The sequence below is a fragment of the Campylobacter hyointestinalis subsp. lawsonii genome (assembly GCF_013372165.1).
Classification (GTDB): domain Bacteria; phylum Campylobacterota; class Campylobacteria; order Campylobacterales; family Campylobacteraceae; genus Campylobacter; species Campylobacter lawsonii.
In genome coordinates, this window is sequence record NZ_CP053828.1 from 1375207 (window position 1) to 1396944 (window position 21738).

Below are 21738 nucleotides of genomic sequence, written 5' to 3' on the forward strand. Positions count from 1 at the left end.
GTCAAAGACAAGCTCACGCCTAATCGAAAAAATTTAATTACAAAGGAGAAAAAATGCAAAATCAACAAAACGAACAATTTGACATAGAAAAGTCAAATTTGGTGCTTACACCAAAAGTTATAGCAGACTACAACCCAAAATGGCTTATAAACGGCTTCATTGAGACAAATAAGCTGATAAGCCTTTATGCGATGCCAGGAAGCGGTAAGAGCATAACAGCGCTTTACCTATCTATGCATATGCTAGATATTGGAGCAGTTAAAAAGGTAATCTATGTCGATATGGATAACGGACTAGGGACGCTAAAAAATCGTGGTATAGAGCAAATTTTAACCAAATATGCAGGCAAGTTAAAATACATAAGCTCGGCTGTAAAAGCCAAAAGAGACTTTGACCCAAAGACGCTTATTTTTAGCCTATCAGCACTTGTAGATGAGAGTTGCAAGGATACTTTAATCATCTTTGATAGCATTCGCAACTTCATAAGCGGAAGTATGAGCTACGATGAAGTCGTGATGCCAACACTTGATGCGATGCAAAATATGCGTGATTATTACGCGGGAGTGTGGTTTTTAAATCATCAAAATAAGCAAGATTTTACAGGCGAAAACAATAAAGCCTATAAGGGAGCAACTGCGTTTTTTGATAGTTGTGATGAAGCTTATTTTGTGAAAAAAAGAGACAGGAAAGAGAGTAAGCTAATCGTAACGCTTGAACCTATGAAGCAAAGGGACGACACAACGCCCCAAGCTATCATCATCGATACAGCAAATTTAAGCATAGAATTTGCTGATTACGCACTCTATGCGATGAGCGAAAAGCAGAGCCAAGCACTAGAATACGCAAAGGAAATTATAGCACAAAATCAAAATGGTATCAATATGAAAAATCTTGTAAGAGAGATAAAAGAGAGAGCCAAATTTGATGAAACCGAAATTTGCGGAATACACACAATTAAAAATTTACTCAAAGAATTTGACGGAAAATTTTACAAAACCTTAAACGGAAACGCTCACAACTTTTTAACATTTTACCCGCTTTAAGCAAACTATCCACAAAATGCCTTTAAATCCTATATTTAAGGGCATTAATTCATTAAGAAATCAAATAATCCAATTTTAGAAATTCATAGAAATTTATAGAAATTCAGCCATTTTGAATTTCTAATTTTAACTTCAAATATCAATAAAATAGATATTTTATATATCAAAAAATTTTAGAAATTCAGAAATTCACTTTATATATAAGGAAAAGCAAATTTATCTTACATAGTTAGAATTTCTGAATTTCTAACCAAAAAAACCTTAATAAAGTACGATTAAATCGATAAATTTAGAAATTCAGTGACACTGAATTTCTATGAATTTCTAAAATTTTTCATTTTCAAACCTTAAACAAATTTTTTAAAAAATTTTGAAAAAAAAGGGGAGAAAACTTTTTAACTCTTCACTTTTTTTAAAAAGAATGTAAACGTTAAACGAAATTTTTAATTTTTTACTTTACTTATTTTCGCTTTGATTGTATGATAGAGACAAAAAAGGTGGAAAATGCAAGACATACATATAAACCTAACCGAACAAGATTACAAAACACTTCAAAAACTATCAACAAAATATGGTGTGAGCAAATCAAATATTATCAGAAAGCTTTTGCGTGATAAAAAATATACAAAAACGCTTGAACAAATAGAAATAAAAAATGAAATCATAGCTGAATTCTTACTAGAGCTTGTCCATATAGGAAAAAATATAAATCAAATTGCATATCATCTAAATATAAATATCTTTGAAAACAATTTGGAAAATAAAATAGCTGAGCACCTAACTCAAATCAAAAAAATTTGCGACGAGACGCAAAAACAAATTCGTAGTACAAAATAAAATTATTTATTATAGTTAAAATTTTCTCTCCCCTTTTTTATCATTGCTAACAAAGTAAAGTAATCTAAAATTCAAAAATATTTTTAAAACTTTTACATAAACTTTTTTACAAATTTTAAACCAGCAAAGAAAAAATAAGATAACAGAAGACAGGCAGGATAACCCATTTTATGGCTGTGTTTTTAGCTAAAATACCTATTTTATCAGCATTTGATGGCGATTTTTTGTTATTTTTGCAAATAACGAAAATAAAAAATAAAATTTGAGTTTTATTTTAAAAAAATTTAGTAGAAACGTAAAAAATATTTGCAAAAAATACAATTTATAAAGAAGAACAAAGAAGAGCCAAAAAGTAAAAATTATGCTATAATCTTAAGAAAAAAAGGATCAATGATGAAAACAATTCAAATTTTAGTAGCTACTGCGGTGGCTGGGTTAGTATTAACTGGATGCGCAGAGCTGAAGTTACCAGAGTTACCAAAAGTTCAAAGCAATAGTCAAACATCTGATTTTGATAATATTGCAACAAAAAAACCAAATAAATTAACAAAAAAAGAGTGTGAAATACTACTTAAAATGGAAAAAGAAGCTAGAGAAGCAAAGAAAATAGCTGATGAAGAAACAAGGGTTAAAGGGCGCGATAGGGTTAGTGGAGATATATATTTAAGTGCAGCGAACAAAACAGCAAAATTACAAAAAGTATATTATTTAACCGAGAAGTTGGCATATTGCAGGGATATTGGCAAAGAAAAAGTTAATATAGATATAGATAAAATCATGGAAATAAATAAATAAGGATATACTATGCAACCTATCTTAACAAAAGAAGCCATACTTGCTTATTTGTCCGAAATTAAGCCGAGCCTTGAAAAAGACGGCATTCAAAAGATAGGACTTTTTGGAAGCTATGCCAAAGGTTATGCAGACGAAGAATCTGATATCGATATAGTGGTGTTGGCTGATAAAAAGAATTTTTTAGAAAGATTGGATTTGTGTAATGCGTTTGAATATTTGCATGATTTAAGAAAACAAATTTCAAATAAATTTCACAAATCCGTAGATATTTGCGATTTTTACTCTGAACAAAAAATGCAAGAGAATAAGATAGTAAAAGGAGCGATTTATGTCTAGTTGTATCAAAAGATTAGAGACGGCGGTTGAAAAAATAGAAGAAATAGAAAAGATTTGCAACCTAAATGGAGTCACAAAAGCTTTAGAAGACGAGTCGATTTTAAAACCAGCTATAATGAAGCACTTTGATGTAATTCATCAGCAGTTCGAAAAGCTTGAAAAAGCGCAAGAATACCACATTTTAAGCAAAATTGACAAAGACGATCTAAAGGGGCTAAAGCAAGTTAGAAATTGGTCTTCACATGATTACGATAATATAGAAAATGAAATCATAGAACATGCAATACATACGAAATTACCAAAACTCAAAGAAAATATACAAAAGGTTTTAAAAGAAACAAAAAAAGACATGTGCGAAGATTTGCAAAAAAAAATTGATCGTTTTGTTAAAAAGCAAGATATTTTAACATCACAAGCCAAAAGCGAATTAAAATCCGATATCCAAAAAAGTTACGATATATTACAAAAAAATGGACTTGAGCTTGATAAAACATATACTGGCAAACTAAGTAATATTATTAAAAACAATTCCAATGAGAATGTAAGATAAACTTTGCATTCTCAAAAATTAAATTTTTAACCTTTTTTATCTCTTTTTTACTAAAAATTTATCTTTTTTATTATTTTTATTTTTGCTAAATTTAAATTTTTTATTATTTCTGAATTAAATATTTTATTATTTTTTTTAGCAAACTATCAAATAATACAGGCATTTAAAACTTAGTATTTGTTAGGGCTAATGGTTTTATATATCATTTTTCTAAGCTGTGTTTGGGTTTGCTTTGAGTAATGTTGTCAAACCAAAACAAACTAAACAAAAGGAGCGAAAATGAAAAAAATTCAAAGCAATGATTTGATGAATATAGAGCAGTTAGAGCAGGAATTTGGTATATCAAAAAGCGCACAAGCAAAAGCAAGGATGAAAATAAATCAGGGCAAGGATAATTCTATCCCTTTTTACAAATACGGCAAAACGATACTTTATAGTAGAAAAGCCATAAACGAATGGCTACAAAAATTTGCTGTAAATTGCTAGTTTTTACATAAATGCCGCGACTATAATTGACTTTGCGGCGATTTTTAATATATAATTGCATTTCGTGTCTTTTCAAGCAAATGCAAAGCTTTACAAGTCATATAAAAATGGCACTTTTAAAGCGTAGTATTTATGGGAAGTATTTTTTATTAGTAAGTTTTTGCCAAATTTTGGTAAATTTACTAAAAAAGTAAATAAGGTAGTATTTCAAGCAGTATTGAAAACTTAAATCACAAAATGCCAATAAATAGGCGTTTTATTAGCTTAAATCTAGTTAGCCTCTAACCACCATCTAATATTTTTATAAACTTTCTTTTAATTTTAAATAATCACTTCTATTTACTTCTTTTTCCTTTATCTGTAAAGCAAGAGCGACTGCTTTTTATTTGATGAAAAACTTAGCCGCGCTTATGATGAAAATCTAGCTTTAAATTTAAAAAATATGAAACGCCAAATTTAGACAAAAAGCTTAGCGAAAACTTGCTTTAAAGCACATTTTGCTAAAATCATAATTAAAAACAAAGGCAAACTATCCATTTGGGGCAATATTTTAGAATATTATTTAATCTATGATGACAATCGCTATGAGTTTGACACACAGGGCAATCTCAAGGACAACCCACAAGCTCAATTCGTACAAGGTATAACTTTTATAACACCAAATATTTAGTTTGTGAGTTAAATCTTTTTAGCTAGATAATAGTTTATAAACTGCAGCCTTGTTGTTGTTTTTTGATTATAATACACACACATATTACATTTAAGGAGCGATAATGGCAAATGATTTCAAAGTAGAAGGTTTCAATCTAGAGGACTTATTGGCAAATAAAAAGATGTCTTATCAAATCCCATCATATCAACGACCTTATGCGTGGGATAAAGATCAAATTAGCGATTTAATTGAGGATTTGACAGAATCCTATCGCAATGATAAAGAAGTGCAATATTTCTGTGGTTCATTAGTGATTGCAAGGGGTGCAAATAGCGAGCGATATGATATTATAGATGGGCAGCAGAGACTCACTACTTTTACTATTTTAGCCTGTGTGATTAGAGATTTTTACATAGATAACTTGGGAGCTGAAAACAAAGATCGCATACAAGATAGCATATATGATAAATATGATAAAGACAAACACAAGCTAAAATTTTTAACAGATGAAAAGTATCAAATTGCCTTTGAAAATAGCGTATTAAGAGAAAATGTTTTACAAGAAAGGCTAAAAGATATTAAAAAAGCACAAGATATAAAGGATAATAGATATTTACAAAATGCGTATTATCTAAAAGAAAGGCTTAAAGAAGCAATTGACGAAAATAGTATTGATATAGACGATTTTGTGTCGTGGCTTTATACAAAGGTGATTTTAACAAGAATTGAATGCCCTGATGAAGAAAGTGCGATTAGAATCTTTAATGTTTTAAATGATAGGGGTATGCCACTTAGCCCTGTGGATATTTTAAAATCTTCTCTTATGCAGTCATTAGACAAAGAGCGTAGAGAAGCTTTTAAAACAACTTGGCAAGAGATTATGTCAAATTTGAAAACAATGGGATTTTCTATGTATGACACATTAAATGCTTATCTTTACTATGCGATAGCAGACAATCCTAAAGGAAGGCTTGATAAAGAGCTTAAAACTTATTTTGAAAAAACTAAGCAAGATTCAACAGCCATTATTGAAGAGATAAAAACATTTGCAAACCACTACATTGAGATAATTAACACTAAGGATAAACATATCTATTGCTTAAGGTATCTGCCTAATCAAATCTATTGGCGAAGCATTTTGTGTGCTGCAAAAATGGTGGATTATAAAGATTACAATAAGCTAAAAGAATTGCTTATGGCTTACTATTACCAAAACCTTATAGGTATGGCAACGGCTAACAGATTTAAGCAAGTTTCATTTAATATCCTTAAAGCAGTCAAGGATATTAAACCAATAGATGAGATAAAAAACATTATGCGTGAAAATCTCAAAAAATATGGCACAACAAAAGATTATAAAGAATGGCTAGATGATGCAGATGTTTATGATTTGAAGTGGGTAAAACCAACATTACTTTTGCTTGAATACTTTTCTAAAGATGATGAAATTGGGTTTATAGAAATGGACAATAAGCTTCATACAGAGCATATCCTACCAAGAACTCCCAACGACGATTGGAAAAAAATCTTTAGCGATGAAGAAAGGGATAGCTGGACAAATGCCATAGCTAATCTAACATTGTTAAGATTTAAAAAGAATACTCAAGCTCAAAATAAAAGCTATGAAGAAAAACGCGAAGTCTATCTCAACAAGGATAATGTCAGCACAAGCTTTACTATCACACAAGATATTTTTAAGCATAAGCAATGGAATGTAGAAGCGTTAAAAATGCGAGGTGATGAGATTAAACATAAGATAGAAATACATATTGATATTTTTTAAAATCTCATTGGAATCCTAACATATATAAACAATGCGATTAAGGTAGCTTTAGCTTAATCGCATTTTGCAACCTATATCTAGTCTTTTTGCTTTACATTGTTTAAAATATGTAATTTTTCCATCACATTTCAATCCATTTGTCATAACGCTGTCAAAACATTATATTATACTTATCTAATATGTATATCAAAAAAAGGTTAGGAACTTTATGGGATTTTGCTTTTGCAATGACAAATTTAACAAAAGAAGGAAGTGTGCAGTTTGGCAATGCTAAAAAGCCCGAACAATTAATTTACAGAATTGTAGATATGACAACAAATGAAAACGACTTAGTGATGGACTTTTTTGCCGGCAGTGGGACGACCTTAGCTACCGCTCATAAAATGGGGAGAAAATGGCTAGGCGTAGAAATGGGTGAGCATTTTGACACTGTTATCTTGCCACGTATGAAAAAGGTGCTAAGTGGCGAGCAAGGTGGAATTAGTAAAGCTGCAAATTTTAGCGGTGGTGGGTGCTTTAAATACTATGAGCTTGAAAGCTATGAGCAAATCTTGCGAAATATCAAATTTAGCCCCGTGCCAAAAGACGCAGAAAATTTGCGTGAGAGTGAGCAAGACTGCTTTTTATTTGATGAAAAACTTAGCCGCGCTTATGATGAAAATCTAGCTTTAAATTTAAAAAATCTCGGAGATGAATACGCAAATATTGATCTAAAAGAGAGCTTTTTAAATTACGGTATTAAAGAATTTGACACGCTTAATGATGAAAAAATAATGCAAATTTTGCGTAACTTTTTAGTGTGGTAGGTAAGTAATGGCAAAACAAAAGAAACTAAATCTAAATAACGCTAAAATAGTGCTTGAAAGAGTAGCAAAAGATGAATTTAAAGATGTAGATCTACTAAGCCTTAGCCACGAGTTTAGCGAGTTTAGTGCGGATAAAAAACTATATGATTATCAAAGCGAGTCGCTAAAAAATGCCTTTAAAGTGCTTTTTAAATTTTATAATGATTTTAACGGCGATAAAGAAAAGCTATATGAAATTTATAAAAAATATGAAACGCCAAATTTAGACAAAAAGCTTAGCGAAAACGAGATATTAAAGCCATTTTACGATGACGAAAGAGGCGTGATAAGCTTTGCAAATTTTATAAATAAAATGAGCTTTTATATGACTATGGGTAGCGGTAAAACTATCGTAATAATAAAGCTAATAGAGCTACTTTCAAAGGCGATGAGTGAAAATCTAATCCCAAAGAAAAACATAATGTTTTTTACCGCAAATGAGCATTTACTGCAAAAATTTAAAGATGAAGTAGAGCTTTATAACAAGAGTGCAAAAAGGCAAATTTGTGTTGATAGCTTGAAAAATTACAGCAGTGAAAACTCACTATTTGATGAAATAAATGTATGGGCATATCGTGCGGACTTGCTAAGTGATGATGAGAAAGAAAATAAAATAGACTACGCAAACTATCTAAACAACGCCAATAACTATATAATCCTTGATGAAGCACACAAAGGCGAGAAAAAAACTAGCCAAAAAGAGAACTCAAAACGCCAAAATATCTTTAATATAATGAGCAAAAATGGCTTTTTGTTTAACTTTTCAGCGACATTTGTAAGTGATGAAAACAAAGTAACGGCGATATGCGATATAAGCTTTGCAAAGTGGCAGCAAATGGGCTATGGAAAAAGGATGCTAAATTTTAACGACCTTAATGGCTATAAAACAAATAGCGAATTTAATGAGTTTGAACGCCAAAAAGCCCTTTTAAAGGCTATCACACTATTAGCACTAAGTAAAAAACTAAAAATAAAAGGGGCGTATCATAATCCTATGATGGTAGCCTTTGCAAACTCTGTAAATACTGATGAGAGCGATGCAAAGATACTTTTTAACACGATAAAAAGCGTGGCAAGCAAAAACCTTGATGATGTTTTTAGCGTGGCAAAAGCAGAGCTTTATGATGATCTAAAAAAGGCAAGATTTTTAATAAGCGATAATGAAAGCAGTGATGATATCTTAGGCTTTAAAGAGCTAAGCGATGAAGTTTATAACATAGCAAATAGCGAAATTTTAGAGCTTGTATTTTATGCAAAAAGCGGAAACCTTGAAGCGATATACTTTGAAAATGTAGGCGAGATAGCATTTAAGCTTGATACTGCGGATAAACCGTTTTTGCTAGTCAAATTTGGCGATATAATGCCGTGGATAAAAGAAAAACTAAGCGATATAAAAATCACACGAAGTTTTGAAAACAAAGAGTATTTTAAAAATATCAATGAAAATAGCATAAATATCTTGCTTGGTTCGCGGACATTTTATGAGGGCTGGGATAGCACTAGACCAAATGTTATGTTGTTTTTAAACATAGGCTCAGGCGATGCACAGAAATTTTTAGTGCAAAGTCTTGGGCGTGGGCTAAGAGTGCAAAGCATTGGTGGAGCTAGAAAAAGGCTAAACTACATAGCCATAAGCGATAATGAAAAAGAAAAATATAAAAAATCAGCCTTGATGCTTGAGAGTCTTTTTATATTTTCTACTACAAAAGAGGGGGTAGAAGCGATAGTAAATGCACAAAAAGAGCTAAGCAAAAGTGTAAGCAAAAAAAGTGAAATAGCCCTAAGTAAAAACGAACGCATAACAGGCGAGAAAAGGCTATTTATCCCCGTTTATAAGCCTTTTAAAGTAGCTTTAAATGAGATAGATAAAGATAGCACCATAAAGATGAGTAGCCAAAATAAAGACTATCTCACAAGCATCACTAAAAATATGAAAAATGCTCTAATCGCTCTAAAATACGGCATAACTGGTAGATCAAAGATAGATGAGATAAGAGGGCTAGTGGGGCAAAACAAATTTGGCACTGATGAGAAAATGGATCATAAAAATAGCCAAAATCTAATGGATAAAATCGCACGAAATTTGAAGATAAATAGCGAGAAATTTAGTGAATTTAAAAAGCTTGATGATGAGATAGTGCATTTTAAACATATCGGCGTAGATGATGAGTATAAGGACGGATTAGAGGCTAAAATAAAATCAATAAGGCTAATAGATGAAAACTATAAAGGCGTAACGATAGATCCTGACTTTATCTCTCACTACTTTATGCCTGTTTTACATAGTGAAAATAAATTTGCGTGGATAAGTCACATCATAGACGATGAGAGTGAAACTAAATTTTTAAAACACATAAAAAGACTTACGCCAGTGCTTGATAGCAAGTATGAATGGTGGTTTTTTAGCCGAAATGATGAGAGTCTTGATAATATCTATGTGCCATATATCAAGGACGCAAAAGGGCATAAATTTCACCCTGATTTTATATTTTGGGCGCAAAAAGGCGATACGCAAAAGATAGTTTTGCTTGATCCAAAGGGACTTGTATTTAGCGAGTGGCAGCACAAGATAGATGGCTACAAAAAAATCTTTGATGAGAGCAAGACCTACTACAAAGATGGCATAAATTTGCAAATCGTATGCCGTGTGGTAAATGATACAACCGATGTGCCTGATGAGTATAAAAAATGGCGAATCAAATTTGATGAGATAGCAAGCGTGTTTTAAAGGGTAAAAAACGTGCGCGTTACTAAAAGGCATTTTAATTTATGATAATGCCTTTTAAAAATAAATGTCATCTATATAAGTTGTTTCTAAAGATAAAGAAAATTTAAAGTGCTTTTCTACTTTACTTTTCATCTATAGGCAAAGCGAAATTTAGCTAAATCATATTGAGTCCAACCTTTTTCTAATCGATACTCTTTGGTTTTTTTAGAAAGTCTCATAAATAAGCTATAACTTCAAAATAAACTTAGAAAAGCAAAAAGATAGCTTAGAAGAGCTTTTTGAAGATATAAATGATGAGCAGATGTATTTGTCAAAGCCAAAGTGGTAATATAATCACCAATCCCTCTTCTTACTTTCTAGCTTTTCATCCATATAATTCCAGCCTTTTATGCACCATTCAAGCTGGGCTGAGTCTTTAGCATATCTATCAGTACATTCCCATTTACCTTGTCCTAACTGTCTATAGATAGAGCCTTCATTATGATATTTTCTCTCAAAAGCGTTACTAGCTTCGTTTATAGGCCACGCACCAGCACTCATAGTAAATACTATGGCTAAAAAACATACTTTTTTCATATTTTATCCTTTATCTTGTTAAATTATTATCACTTCTAACACGTAAAAATACAGGAAATCTAGGCTTTTTAAATTTAGTTAAACTTTGGTATTTATATGTGATGATTGAGCCAATTTGTGGCGGGTTTGCCCTTTGCTCATCGCTAAATCCAGAGCCGATCTTAAACTCTACATTACTAAAAATATCAACACAAATAAGCGAACCCAAAAGCCCTTTAAATTTACCTTTACCGCTTTGCAGTTTGACGACTTTGCATTCACTATCTTTAAATTTTTTGAGCTTTAAAATTTCACCACTTCTGCCTTTTTTATAAGGTGCGTTTGCGTTTCTTACGACTACGCCCTCGCCACCGCCATTTGTAATGTCATCTAAAAACGCAAAAGCATCTTCGTTTGAGTTTAGCTTTTTTTGTTCTATTATTTTTATAAATTTATTTGGATTTTGCTTTAAAAACTCACGCAAAATATCTAGTCTCTCAAGCAAATTTCCACTAGCGTTTGGCACGTCAAATATCATAAATTTGATATTTTCCCAACCTTTATCATCAAAAGAGCTTACCACTGAGCTGATAAACTCAAACTCACCTCGCTCACTCCAAAGCTCACCATCTATAGCAAAACTCGGAAAATCTTTTAGCCACCATTTTGGAGCGTTGATGATCTTATCATTTCTGCTTTTTAAATTCTTACCATCCCAAATAGCTCTTATGCCATCATACTTCTCACTAGCATACCAACCACTTAAATTTTCATCATTATACTCTTTTAATAGCATAACTTCGGCTTTTAAACCTAAAAAAAGGGCTAATAACAGGGCTAAAAACTTCAAATTTTTACTTTATAATAATCAACATACCACTTCACAAATCTTGCAACTCCGTCATTTACGCTAGTATTTGGCTTATAGTCAAAGTCCTCTATTAGATCGCTCACATCAGCGTAAGTCGAAGGAACATCACCTGCTTGAAGCGGCATAAAATTTTTCTTGATTTCTCGTCCTAGTTCTGTCTCGATCGCCTTTATGTAGTCCATTAGAGAGGTTGGAGAGTTGTTACCGATATTATAAATTTTATAAGGTGCGCTTGAAGTAGCTGGATCTGGATTTTTAGCATCCCAAGCTAAATTTGGCAAAGCTCTATTATCTACGCATTTTATTATACCTTTTATGATATCAGCCACGTAGGTAAAGTCTCTTTTCATCTTGCCGTAGTTATAAACATCTATAGTTTTGCCCTCTAAGGCAGCTTTGGTAAATAAAAACAGAGCCATATCAGGACGTCCCCACTCGCCATAAACGGTAAAAAATCTTAGTCCGGTCGTGCTAAATCCAAAAAGATGGCTATAAGTGTGAGCCATAAGCTCGTTTGATTTCTTGCTTGCAGCGTATAGACTGATAGGATGATTTACGCTATCGTGAGTGGAAAACGGCATTTTCTCATTTAGTCCATAAACTGAGCTTGAGCTTGCATATACTAGGTTTTTTACGCCATAATTACGGCAGCACTCAAGTATATTTGTAAAGCCTAAAATATTGCTATTTATATAAGCGTGTGGATTGATGAGTGAGTAGCGAACTCCTGCTTGTGCGGCTAAATTTACTATGCAGTCAAACGAGCTCTCTTCAAAAAGCTTTTTCATAGTTTTAAGGTCGCTTAAATCTGCTTTTATGAAGCTTAAATTTGGATAAATACTAGAACCAACGGCTATGTTTTCTTCTATATTTTCACGTTTGATACCAAGTTCGTTTAGCCTTGCGTATTTTAAATTTATATCGTAATAATCATTTATACAGTCAAATCCGACCACTTCATCGCCACGCTTAGCTAGCTCACGGCTTAGATGAAATCCTATAAATCCAGCTGTTCCAGTAACTAAAATCTTCATAAGCAGCCCTTAAATTCGTTTGATTTTATAAGACAAGCATTTGCTAAAATCTACGCTTAAAAACTCTTTGTGTGCTACAGCCAAGATCACGCATTCATATCCATCTAAATTTAAATTTTCTAAAAGCTCCAAGCCGTACTCTTTTTTCACATCATTTGCATCCGCCCAAGGATCATAAACATCTACATTACAACCAAACTCTTTAAGCTCTTTTATCACATCGATAACTCTTGAGTTGCGGATATCAGGGCAGTTTTCTTTAAAAGTGATCCCAAGCACCAAAACTTTAGCACCATTTACTTTCAAACCATTTTTTATCATCATTTTAATAGACTGATTTGCGTGGTAAATTCCCATATTGTCATTTATCCTACGTCCTGCTAAAATGATCTCTGGATGATAGCCGATCTCCTGGGCTTTATGCGTAAGATAGTATGGATCCACGCCTATGCAATGCCCACCCACAAGTCCTGGGCGGAAATTTAAAAAGTTCCACTTAGTCGCGGCCGCATCAAGCACTTCATTCGTGTCTATCTTCATCTTATCAAATATCATAAGTAGCTCATTTACAAAGGCGATATTTATGTCGCGTTGCGTATTTTCTATGACTTTTGCAGCTTCAGCTACTTTTATGCTACTAGCCTTATAAACCCCTGCTTTAATGATCTTGCTATAAACAGCTTCTATGGTTTTAAGAGCTTTAGGACTACTTGCGGATATAATTTTTTTGATTTTTGTAACTGTGTGCTCTTTATCACCCGGATTTATACGCTCAGGACTATATCCGCACTCAAAATCCACACCAAATTTAAGTCCGCTAGTCTCAAGCACAGGCACGCACTCATCTTCAGTAACTCCTGGATAAACCGTGCTTTCATATACTACTATATCGCCTTTTTTAAGCACTTTTGCTAAACTAGCGCTTGATTTATAAAGCGGAGTAAGATCTGGGCGATTATTTTTATCTATCGGTGTTGGAACGGTGACTATGTAAAAGTTACACTCTCTTATGTCGTCTAAATTTATACTAAATTTCATACCATTTTTTAACACTTTAGCCATCTGTTCTTCATCTAATTCAAGAGTTCTATCGATACCATTTTTTAGCTCATTTATTCGTTTTTCATTTAGGTCAAATCCTACAACACTAAAAGCATCGCTAAACGCCGCAGCTAAAGGCATTCCGACGTATCCAAGACCGATAATCCCTATTTTTATATCTTCCATTTTTTCTCCTAAAGTTTTCTCGCCTAAATTTTTTAAAATTATGCCAAAAATAATATTAACTAAGCCTTTTTAGCTCATCTTCTACATATCTGCAAAATACGTCAGTATAGCTCATACCTTGCTTTTGATCATTTAAAAATTCACTCATCACACTTATATAATTAGCGTAATCATCTTTTGTCAAATTTCCTCTTAAAAGCTCGTATTTTAAAAATAACCAGTAAGTATTTAAAGTATCGCTTTCGCAGTATTCATTTATCTTATCAAGCTCTGAATTGTAAAACATATCAAGAACTTGATCGCCATGCACGTCGTACTTTCCGGGTAAATTTAAGCTACTACAAAGATGATCTAGCTTTAGTCCGCTTACTGATCTAAACTCGCTGATATGATCAAGCAAATCTAGATGGAAAATGCCATCATATCTACTTCTGTAATTTGTCCATTTATCTTTGCCGTTTTCTTTATCATTGATATCAAAATACGATGGAGAGGATATATTGTATCGCATCGCCCTAATCATAAGCATAGGGATATCAAATCCACGACCATTAAAGCTAACTAAACGCGGATTAAATTTATTAATAAACTGGATAAATTTAGTTATTCTTTCCTCTTCGTCTTGCCCTTGCATCGTTGAAACTCGCAAAAATCTGCCAAATTTATCAGCCATAACAGCCGATATAGCAACTACTTTATGAAAACAAACTGGTAAAAACTCGCTACCGGTGTTCTCTTTTTGCTCACTCATAGCGCGTTTAGCAACTTCCTTATCGTCTCCTTCATAGCCAAAAACTTTTCTTAAAGTATCACTATCTGGCACAGTTTCACAATCAAATACACAAATATGCTCACTCTTTGTCATTTTACCTACTTTTTTTAAGATTTTTGTTATTTTACTATAAAAAGTTAGTTTTTATAATAGTATAGATATAATATAAATTTTAAAAAAGGTGAAAAATGAGAGAAAAACTTGAATACTTTTTTGTAGTTTTCATAATCAAAACAAGCAAAATCTTACCGATCAAATTTACATATAAAATGTTTGAGTTTATAGGAATACTGCTATTTTATATACTAAAATCAAGAAGAAATTTAGCCATATCAAATTTAAAAAAAGCTCTAAATTTAAATGAAAAAGAAGCATACGAAACTACCAAAAAAACATTCCAAAGTATAGCAAAAACAGCTTGTGAAAGTATTTTGATATACAATGATAAATTTGATTTTGAAAAAAACATAAACGAAAAAGAATTTATAAAAAAATCCTTTAAAGAGATATCTAAGCTTAGCAAAGGCGCCCTACTCATAACAGCTCATTTTGGCAACTGGGAAGCGCTTTCACACTATGTCGCAAAGATAGGATATCCGCAGTTAGTCATAGCTAGAGAAGGCAATAATGAACTCATAGAAACTAAAATCACAAAGCCATCTAGACAAAAATTTGGAAATATTTTAGCCTATAAGCACGAGGCAATGAGTAAAATGGTAAAGCAGCTAAAAAATGGCGGACTTGTGGGTCTCTTGCCTGATCTAAACTCAGGCAAAGGAGCAAATGGTATAAAAAGTAATTTTTTTGGAATGCCTTGCTATACGATAAAATCAGTTGCCGCGATTGTTTTAAAGTATCAAGTGCCAGTCATCGCGATATTTTTAAGAAGAAAAAACGACGGAAGCTATGAACCTATTATAAAAAAACTTGAATTTACACTTAGCAAAGACAACGAAATAGACACAAAAAATATAGTTCAAACTTGCAATGACACCATAGAAAGCGTCATAAGATCAGCACCTGAGCAATGGTTTTGGGTACATAACAGATGGAAAAACTACGATGAATAAAGCCCTAATCTTAAGCGACGATAGAGTAGGACACGAAAATCAGTCGATCGCATTTTGCAAATATCTAAATTTAGACTATGAGATCATAAAGGTTTCTTTTAAAAACAGATGGCTAAAGGCGATCTCTTATATTTTTGATCTTTTAGGGCTGAAATTTAAAATATTTACATCACAAACTCCTACTAAAAATAGCTACGACGTAGTTGTTTCAGCAGGCTCAAATACGTATTATGCACTAAAATATTATGCAAAAAAACTAAACGCAAAAAGCGTCGCTATGATGAGCGTAAAAGGATATAAAAATGATTTTGATCTTATGTTTGTTATGAGCCACGACTACAAAAAAAATTTAAAAAACGCACTTCTTGTGCCAGTAAATTTAAACTATCTATCAAAAAATAGTTTCTATACACCAACAAAAAAGGCGATAGCTTTTATAATCGGCGGCAAAAATAGAAATTTTGACTTTGATGAGAATTTAGTTTTTGATGAGATCAAAGCTATTTGCGATAAATTTCCAAATTACGAAAAGCTCATTACCACATCTCCTCGCACACCAAAAAAGTTAGAAGATAAATTAATGGGTTTAAATTTCGACTTTAGTGTATTTTATTCGCAAAATAAAATTAATCCTATAGCTGATTTTTTAGAGTTTTGCGACTATGTATTTATAACATCAGACTCAACTTCAATGATAAGCCAAGCAGTCTGCAATGGTAAAGCAAACATAGAAATCATCAACTACTCACCTAGCAAAAAAGAAAATAAATATCATAAATTTATAAAAAATCTAGAAACTAGCGGATTTTTGCACGTCTATAACGGCAATATTTCTAATAACTCTTTGAAATTTGATATAAGCAAAGCATTAAAAGAGGTGAAATTATGAAAATAGTTCAAATACTTCCTGAGCTAAACGAAGGCGGCGTAGAACGTGGAGTTATCGATATAAACAGAGCTTTAGCTCAAAATAACTTTAAATCCTTTGTCATAAGCAAAGGTGGAAAACTAGCAGAACATATATCGCGTGATGGTGGAAAACATATTAAATTTAACGTATTTAGTAAAAATATATTTAGTTTTATATTTAGAGTTTTTGGACTTAGAAAAATCCTAAAAGAGATAAGCCCTGACATCATTCACGTTCGCTCTCGCTTACCAGCTTGGCTTATATTTTTTGCAAATAAAACACTTAAACTCAAAGTCGTAAGTACGGTTCATGGACTAAATTCGCCGAATTTTTACAGCAAAATAATGACTAAAGCAGATGCCATCATAGTGCCAAGCAACTGCGTAAAAGAGCATATTTTAAAATATTTTAAAGCTGATATTAAAAAGATTACGATCATTGCGCGCGGTGTCGATCTAAAAACGTTTAATCCTTCAAATTTAGATAAAAATTTCATAGAAGAGTTTAAAGCTAAATTTGGTATCCAAAATGGAGATTTTATCATCACATCAGTAGGCAGGATAACTGAGCTAAAAGACTATGAAACGTTTATAAAAGCAGTATCTTTATTAGCCAAAACTCAAAAAATAAAAGCTCTTATAGTAGGATCGTCTCATAAAAAAAAGCAACGATATTTTAAAAGTCTGCAAGATTTAGTTGTAAATTTAGGGCTTAAAAATAGTGTGATATTTACAGGAAATCAGAGCAAAATAGCAGAAATTTATGCCTTAAGCGATGTAGTAGTAAGTAGCTCAAAAAAGCCAGAAAGTTTTGGAAGAAGTGTGGCTGAGGCTATAGCTTTAAATACTCCAGTTGTCGCAAGTAATCACGGCGGCGTAAAAGACATAATCATAAAAGGACAAAATGGATTTTTCTTTGAAATAGGCGATTTTAATGGACTTGCAAATATGATTTTACAAGCTAGAGAGCTTAAATTTGATGGATTTGAGTATATAAAAAGCAACTTTTCATTTGAACAAATGTTTGATAAAACTATAAAAATTTACGAGGAGACTGCAAAATGACGCACATAAAACAAAGGCTAGAGGACTGGCAAATTTTAGTCTTTAAGACTATTTTATTTATTTGGGTAGTGTCATTGCCGTTTAAAAATGCCATTTATCAGATATCTTTTGTGATGCTAGATCTGTTTTTTATAATACATCTTTTATGCACTCAAAATTTCGGTATCATAAAAGATATTTTATATAAGACAAGATTTTTAGGCTTAGCATTTGCTGGTATAGTGTTGTCGATGGTCATATCAAATTTATTAAATCCAGAGTATTTATCAAGTAAAAGTTGGAGCCACACTATACTTTTTATTTTTAGGTATGGACTGATTTTTGTAGCCTTAGCATACTTTTATAGGCTTGATTATTTTAGCAAAAAAGAGATTATTTATTTTATTTTTGCTGGGCTTATCTTGCTAGGTATGACGGCTGTTTTTTATCTAGCTATGACACCGGGGCTAATTAGCCATATAAGTGGTGGATTGAGCGGGTCTTTAGGGAGTAGAACCGGTTTTGGGCTATTTGTCGGACTTGGTTTTGTTTTAAGCTTTGTTTTAATTAAAAATAAAATTTTAATGCCTTTTTTGGTTATATTTTTTACTTTTTTTACCGTTTTTTCATTTGCAAGGTCATCTTGGGTAGCAAGTGCTACGGCTATAGCCATTTTTTTAATACTTAAATTTAAAAAAATAGAAAAAAAACATATCATACTTCTAATTACACTTGCTATTTTAATAGCCATATTTTATTTGAGTTATAGCTCATTACAAAATAGAGTTGAAGCGCTTATCTCTCTTAATACCACATACAGAACTTTAATATGGCAATATTCATTAGATATGATACTTCAAAATCCACTATTTGGATATGGAATTGGTTCTTTTGGAAATCTTCCAAATAGCCCGATTTTACAATCTCCTGATTGGAATTCCACTCACAATTTAATCTTAGAAGCACTTCTATACACAGGAATATTTGGTTCTATATTTTGCTTGTATATGATCACAATGACTTTCATAAAAGCATTCAAAACAAAAAACTACGAACTTTTTGCAATTTTTACGTATCTGTTTATAATTTCGCAGTTTGATTTTGGTGCATATATGTCAAAAGAACTGCTTAGTTTTATTGTTATTTTCACATTTCTAGCTTACTTAGATGATTTTAAGGAACAAAATTGATTTATCTCATTTTTGCTATACTGCTTATAGCTTTTATTATCTTTTCTATTCGTTTTACGTGGTGGAGAAAAAGTATATCCTATGATTATCCTAGAGTTTTGATGTATCATATGATAAGTCATCATTTACCAAAAAACCAAAGCAAATTTAACCGTCTAAGAGTAAAGCCAGAAGAGTTTGAAAAACAGCTTATTTGGCTTAAAAAAAATGGTTTTACTAGTTTTACTTTAAGCGAACTTGTAAATTTAGAAACAATTCCACCAAAATCAGTAGTTATCACCTTTGATGATGGATACGAAGATAACTTCACAAATGCATTTAGATTGCTAAAAAAGTATAATATGAAAGCCACTATTTTTATAGTTTTAAATAGATTTAACGCCAATTGGGCGACAGATAAAGACCTAAATCAAAGTAGCGATGAGCTAAATAAAGAGAGAATGTTAAGCGATGAGCAAGTTAAAACTATGCTTCAAAGCGGACTTATAGAGATCGGCTCACACACATTAAATCACGTAAATTTACCAAAAATTAGCGACAATGAAAAGCAAAAAGAGATCTTAAATTCAAAAAAAGAGATAGAAAGTAAATTTGGTATAAAATGCGAAAGTTTTGCGTATCCGTTTGGATTTTATGATGAAAAAAGTAGAGATTTTGTGCGAAAATTTGGTTACAAAAGTGCAGTTACTACGCAAAATTCAGTCTATTTTAAAGACAAATTTAACAAATTTGAAATTCCTAGAATTTTAATAAGTGGCAGACAAGGTATGCTTGCATTTATACTGAAAATGAAAAACGGTAGAGTAAGATGAAAATCGCCCTATTTTCGCATTCAACTATCTTTGGTGGAGTTGAAAAAATCGTCGTTGAAACTGCAAACGAATTAAGTAAAACCGATGAAATTTTGCTTATCATTCCGCGCGGCTGTCTTTACAAAGACAAGGTTTGCTCTAATGTGCAAATTTACGAATACAAAAGCTACGACAAACGCTATAACCTATTTTTGTATTTTGAGCTTTTTTTTGTGCTGAAAAAATTTCAAGCTGAGATTTTACATTCACACGGCACAAAAGCTACTCAGATAAGCTTCATAATATCCAAATTTTTACCATTTAAATTTATTGCAACTAAACATAACAACCGCAAAGGAAAGATTTTTAACCGCGTTTCAAACGTCATCGCAGTATCAAAAGCAGTGGCAAAAACGATAAAAAAGCCTTGCAAAGTCATCTATTTTGGTATAAACCCAAAGGAGATTACTCCACATAAAAACGCTATTTTTACCATCACAGCAGTGGGACGACTTGATAAAATCAAAGGTTTTGATATCTTAATAGATGAAGTTTCTAAGCTTAAATTTGATTTTATTTTACAAATAGTTGGCGATGGAAAAGAGAGAGAAAACCTACAAAATCAGATAAAAAGACTAAATTTACAAAGCAAGGTAAAGCTTTTAGGATTTAGAAGTGATATTAGACAAATTTTGGCAAATTCGCATTTGCAAGTCATCAGTTCAAGAAATGAAGGATTACCGATTACTGTGATAGAGGGGATTTTTTATACGCCTATTGTGTTATCAACGCCAGTTGGCGGAATTAGCGAGATTTTAGATGATGAGTTTTTGAGTACTCATACAAACTTAGGTTCTAAAATTGAGCAAATTTATAAAAATTATGATTACTTCAAAGCTCTTTTTACAAAAAAACACGAAAGTTTAAAACAAATTTTAACATTTCAAAATTATATTTTAGAGCTGAGAAAGTATTATTTAGATAAAATAAATAAAAAAATATAGGGAGAGTATATGCTATCAAAGCTAAAATATGAAAATATAATGCAATATTTAATCTACCTACTAACAATAAGTTTTTTTATAGGTAAATCTCATAATGTTGTTGGGGCTTTGGTGGTGCTTTTGTTCTTATTTGACACTATTAGACATCGTAATTTTTATATCTTTAAAGATAAGCTTTTTATATTTTTATCTGTGTGGTGTGGATATTTAGCACTAAGTGTTTTATGGGCAACACATAAGAGTGGAGTTATTTCAGCGGCATTAGTTTTGTTTTTGTGGGTTTTGCTTTATTTGGCGATAAAAACTAGTCTAAATTCAAAAGAAAAACTAGAGAGATTTTTTCAATTTCAAGCATATTTGATACTATTTATAGCCATAAACGCTTTAGTGCAACTTTTCATTGGCTATAATCTTTTTGGAACTGAGATCATGAATGGTAGGGCTACTGATCTATTTAGTAGCAATGATAGAATTTTTCCTTTTATCATCCCGCTTTATGTAGCTGTGTTTGGTGCTATGCTGACACTTCAAAACAGACCAAAAAAGCATTATATTTTATATGGACTAGCTCTATTTAGCATTTTGATAGCATTGCCTATAAGCGGCACTAGAGGGCCTATTGTTGTTTTAGCCATATTTTTACCTATTATAGCTTGGGTAAGTCCATACAGAAAAGCTGCTTTTGCTGGACTAGGCGTGCTTTGTTTATGTATAGCTACTCTCATCGCAACAAATACTAGTATGCAAAATAGGCTCTCAACCCTACTACATCCATTTGAAAATCAAAAGCATACAAGGATACCTGCTTACCTAACAGCCATTGAAATGTTTAAAGACAATCTAGTCATAGGAGTAGGCTTTAAAAACTTTCGTTATAGGGAATTTGACTATTACAAGCCAGAATTCCAAAGCCATGAAATAATCCCAGAAGAAAACAAAATAAATCTCCACGCTCACAGTCCATGGCTAGATATCGCTAGCGAGCAAGGAATGATCGGCATTTGCTTTCTTTTGACTCTATTTGGCAGTATATTTTTAAATGCGTACAAAAAAGGTCCGTTTGTTTTCATTAGTGCTTTTGGGGTTATATATGCATTTTCTTTTTTGAATTCAACACTTGTATTATCAAGTAGTAGGTGGTCGTTTTTTATGATTATGGCTATAGCGTTTTATAGCATACTTACTAATTACTATAAACTCTTAAAAGCAAAATAAG

General features: G+C 32.0%; 21 protein-coding genes. 16 read left to right on the forward strand and 5 right to left on the reverse strand.

The genetic code is table 11. The features are described 5' to 3' along the window. Positions 1 to 53 precede the first annotated feature (53 nt). The 9 genes from CHLWT_RS07085 to CHLWT_RS07125 all read left to right on the forward strand — a co-directional run bounded on the left by CHLWT_RS07085 (position 54) and on the right by CHLWT_RS07125 (position 10055). Positions 54 to 1043, forward strand: a complete 990-nt coding sequence (locus tag CHLWT_RS07085) for an AAA family ATPase (protein ID WP_111999892.1) — start codon at positions 54 to 56, stop codon at positions 1041 to 1043. Between the two features lie 504 nt (positions 1044 to 1547). Next, positions 1548 to 1880: a plasmid mobilization relaxosome protein MobC gene (locus CHLWT_RS07090; protein ID WP_111999893.1), complete on the forward strand. Its 333-nt coding sequence runs from the start codon at positions 1548 to 1550 to the stop codon at positions 1878 to 1880. Positions 1881 to 2273: 393 nt separating this feature from the next. Beyond that, positions 2274 to 2675, forward strand: coding sequence for a hypothetical protein (locus CHLWT_RS07095; RefSeq protein ID WP_058893337.1), 402 nt, complete (start codon positions 2274 to 2276; stop codon positions 2673 to 2675). A gap of 9 nt (positions 2676 to 2684) precedes the next feature. After that, entirely contained in the window at positions 2685 to 3011 is a 327-nt protein-coding gene (locus CHLWT_RS07100) for a nucleotidyltransferase family protein (protein ID WP_111995777.1), read from the forward strand. Beyond that, positions 3004 to 3561 (forward strand): HepT-like ribonuclease domain-containing protein, encoded by a 558-nt coding sequence (locus tag CHLWT_RS07105; protein WP_111999894.1) that lies wholly within the window; start codon positions 3004 to 3006, stop codon positions 3559 to 3561. The genes CHLWT_RS07100 and CHLWT_RS07105 overlap by 8 nt, the downstream gene beginning before the upstream one ends. Positions 3562 to 3840: 279 nt before the next feature. Beyond that, a complete protein-coding gene (locus CHLWT_RS07110) occupies positions 3841 to 4047 on the forward strand; it encodes a helix-turn-helix domain-containing protein (protein WP_111968552.1) in 207 nt (68 codons plus the stop codon). Positions 4048 to 4820: 773 nt separating this feature from the next. Further along, positions 4821 to 6482 (forward strand): DUF262 domain-containing protein, encoded by a 1662-nt coding sequence (locus CHLWT_RS07115; RefSeq protein ID WP_111968553.1) that lies wholly within the window; start codon positions 4821 to 4823, stop codon positions 6480 to 6482. A 179-nt stretch (positions 6483 to 6661) separates the two neighbouring features. Further along, positions 6662 to 7288: a DNA methyltransferase gene (locus CHLWT_RS07120; protein ID WP_111999895.1), complete on the forward strand. Its 627-nt coding sequence runs from the start codon at positions 6662 to 6664 to the stop codon at positions 7286 to 7288. 7 nt (positions 7289 to 7295) lie between these two features. After that, on the forward strand, positions 7296 to 10055 hold the full coding sequence (locus CHLWT_RS07125; RefSeq protein WP_111999896.1) for a DEAD/DEAH box helicase family protein: 2760 nt from the start codon (positions 7296 to 7298) through the stop codon (positions 10053 to 10055). Positions 10056 to 10388: 333 nt separating this feature from the next. On the opposite strand, the gene CHLWT_RS07130 is transcribed toward CHLWT_RS07125, so the two are convergent. From CHLWT_RS07130 to CHLWT_RS07150, 5 genes are read right to left on the reverse strand one after another with little or no spacing between them, the layout of a single operon-like run. Continuing rightward, positions 10389 to 10631, reverse strand: a complete 243-nt coding sequence (locus CHLWT_RS07130; protein WP_063997831.1) for a hypothetical protein — start codon at positions 10629 to 10631, stop codon at positions 10389 to 10391. A gap of 10 nt (positions 10632 to 10641) precedes the next feature. Further along, on the reverse strand, positions 10642 to 11460 hold the full coding sequence (locus CHLWT_RS07135) for a DNA ligase (RefSeq protein WP_244948769.1): 819 nt from the start codon (positions 11458 to 11460) through the stop codon (positions 10642 to 10644). Beyond that, entirely contained in the window at positions 11457 to 12515 is a 1059-nt protein-coding gene (locus CHLWT_RS07140; protein WP_112000689.1) for an NAD-dependent epimerase, read from the reverse strand. The genes CHLWT_RS07135 and CHLWT_RS07140 overlap by 4 nt, the downstream gene beginning before the upstream one ends. Positions 12516 to 12524: 9 nt before the next feature. Further along, on the reverse strand, positions 12525 to 13742 hold the full coding sequence (locus tag CHLWT_RS07145) for a nucleotide sugar dehydrogenase (protein ID WP_111985692.1): 1218 nt from the start codon (positions 13740 to 13742) through the stop codon (positions 12525 to 12527). 55 nt (positions 13743 to 13797) lie between these two features. Then, positions 13798 to 14607 (reverse strand): 3'-5' exonuclease, encoded by an 810-nt coding sequence (locus CHLWT_RS07150; RefSeq protein ID WP_063997828.1) that lies wholly within the window; start codon positions 14605 to 14607, stop codon positions 13798 to 13800. A 95-nt stretch (positions 14608 to 14702) separates the two neighbouring features. Between CHLWT_RS07150 and CHLWT_RS07155 the strand changes: the two genes are divergently transcribed. The 7 genes from CHLWT_RS07155 to CHLWT_RS07185 are packed head-to-tail and all read left to right on the forward strand — an operon-like array spanning position 14703 to position 21737. After that, complete coding sequence (locus tag CHLWT_RS07155) at positions 14703 to 15584, forward strand: lysophospholipid acyltransferase family protein (protein WP_111970728.1); 882 nt, start codon at positions 14703 to 14705, stop codon at positions 15582 to 15584. Continuing rightward, a complete protein-coding gene (locus tag CHLWT_RS07160; protein WP_112000688.1) occupies positions 15577 to 16473 on the forward strand; it encodes an ELM1/GtrOC1 family putative glycosyltransferase in 897 nt (298 codons plus the stop codon). The genes CHLWT_RS07155 and CHLWT_RS07160 overlap by 8 nt, the downstream gene beginning before the upstream one ends. Further along, on the forward strand, positions 16470 to 17558 hold the full coding sequence (locus tag CHLWT_RS07165) for a glycosyltransferase family 4 protein (protein ID WP_112000687.1): 1089 nt from the start codon (positions 16470 to 16472) through the stop codon (positions 17556 to 17558). Before CHLWT_RS07160 ends, CHLWT_RS07165 begins: the two co-directional genes overlap by 4 nt. Beyond that, complete coding sequence (locus CHLWT_RS07170; protein WP_112000686.1) at positions 17555 to 18727, forward strand: O-antigen ligase family protein; 1173 nt, start codon at positions 17555 to 17557, stop codon at positions 18725 to 18727. Before CHLWT_RS07165 ends, CHLWT_RS07170 begins: the two co-directional genes overlap by 4 nt. After that, on the forward strand, positions 18724 to 19539 hold the full coding sequence (locus CHLWT_RS07175; protein WP_111949929.1) for a polysaccharide deacetylase family protein: 816 nt from the start codon (positions 18724 to 18726) through the stop codon (positions 19537 to 19539). Before CHLWT_RS07170 ends, CHLWT_RS07175 begins: the two co-directional genes overlap by 4 nt. After that, a complete protein-coding gene (locus tag CHLWT_RS07180; RefSeq protein ID WP_112000685.1) occupies positions 19536 to 20522 on the forward strand; it encodes a glycosyltransferase in 987 nt (328 codons plus the stop codon). Before CHLWT_RS07175 ends, CHLWT_RS07180 begins: the two co-directional genes overlap by 4 nt. A 9-nt stretch (positions 20523 to 20531) precedes the next feature. Next, positions 20532 to 21737, forward strand: a complete 1206-nt coding sequence (locus tag CHLWT_RS07185) for an O-antigen ligase family protein (protein WP_112000684.1) — start codon at positions 20532 to 20534, stop codon at positions 21735 to 21737. Position 21738: the final 1 nt, after the last annotated feature.

Coding starts and splice junctions, on each gene's coding strand:
- CHLWT_RS07085 (WP_111999892.1), top strand. CDS start 54: ATGCAAAATCAACAAAACGAACAATTTGACATAGAAAAGTCAAATTTG.
- CHLWT_RS07090 (WP_111999893.1), top strand. CDS start 1,548: ATGCAAGACATACATATAAACCTAACCGAACAAGATTACAAAACACTT.
- CHLWT_RS07095 (WP_058893337.1), top strand. CDS start 2,274: ATGAAAACAATTCAAATTTTAGTAGCTACTGCGGTGGCTGGGTTAGTA.
- CHLWT_RS07100 (WP_111995777.1), top strand. CDS start 2,685: ATGCAACCTATCTTAACAAAAGAAGCCATACTTGCTTATTTGTCCGAA.
- CHLWT_RS07105 (WP_111999894.1), top strand. CDS start 3,004: ATGTCTAGTTGTATCAAAAGATTAGAGACGGCGGTTGAAAAAATAGAA.
- CHLWT_RS07110 (WP_111968552.1), top strand. CDS start 3,841: ATGAAAAAAATTCAAAGCAATGATTTGATGAATATAGAGCAGTTAGAG.
- CHLWT_RS07115 (WP_111968553.1), top strand. CDS start 4,821: ATGGCAAATGATTTCAAAGTAGAAGGTTTCAATCTAGAGGACTTATTG.
- CHLWT_RS07120 (WP_111999895.1), top strand. CDS start 6,662: ATGTATATCAAAAAAAGGTTAGGAACTTTATGGGATTTTGCTTTTGCA.
- CHLWT_RS07125 (WP_111999896.1), top strand. CDS start 7,296: ATGGCAAAACAAAAGAAACTAAATCTAAATAACGCTAAAATAGTGCTT.
- CHLWT_RS07130 (WP_063997831.1), bottom strand. CDS start 10,631: ATGAAAAAAGTATGTTTTTTAGCCATAGTATTTACTATGAGTGCTGGT.
- CHLWT_RS07140 (WP_112000689.1), bottom strand. CDS start 12,515: ATGAAGATTTTAGTTACTGGAACAGCTGGATTTATAGGATTTCATCTA.
- CHLWT_RS07145 (WP_111985692.1), bottom strand. CDS start 13,742: ATGGAAGATATAAAAATAGGGATTATCGGTCTTGGATACGTCGGAATG.
- CHLWT_RS07150 (WP_063997828.1), bottom strand. CDS start 14,607: ATGACAAAGAGTGAGCATATTTGTGTATTTGATTGTGAAACTGTGCCA.
- CHLWT_RS07155 (WP_111970728.1), top strand. CDS start 14,703: ATGAGAGAAAAACTTGAATACTTTTTTGTAGTTTTCATAATCAAAACA.
- CHLWT_RS07160 (WP_112000688.1), top strand. CDS start 15,577: ATGAATAAAGCCCTAATCTTAAGCGACGATAGAGTAGGACACGAAAAT.
- CHLWT_RS07165 (WP_112000687.1), top strand. CDS start 16,470: ATGAAAATAGTTCAAATACTTCCTGAGCTAAACGAAGGCGGCGTAGAA.
- CHLWT_RS07170 (WP_112000686.1), top strand. CDS start 17,555: ATGACGCACATAAAACAAAGGCTAGAGGACTGGCAAATTTTAGTCTTT.
- CHLWT_RS07180 (WP_112000685.1), top strand. CDS start 19,536: ATGAAAATCGCCCTATTTTCGCATTCAACTATCTTTGGTGGAGTTGAA.
- CHLWT_RS07185 (WP_112000684.1), top strand. CDS start 20,532: ATGCTATCAAAGCTAAAATATGAAAATATAATGCAATATTTAATCTAC.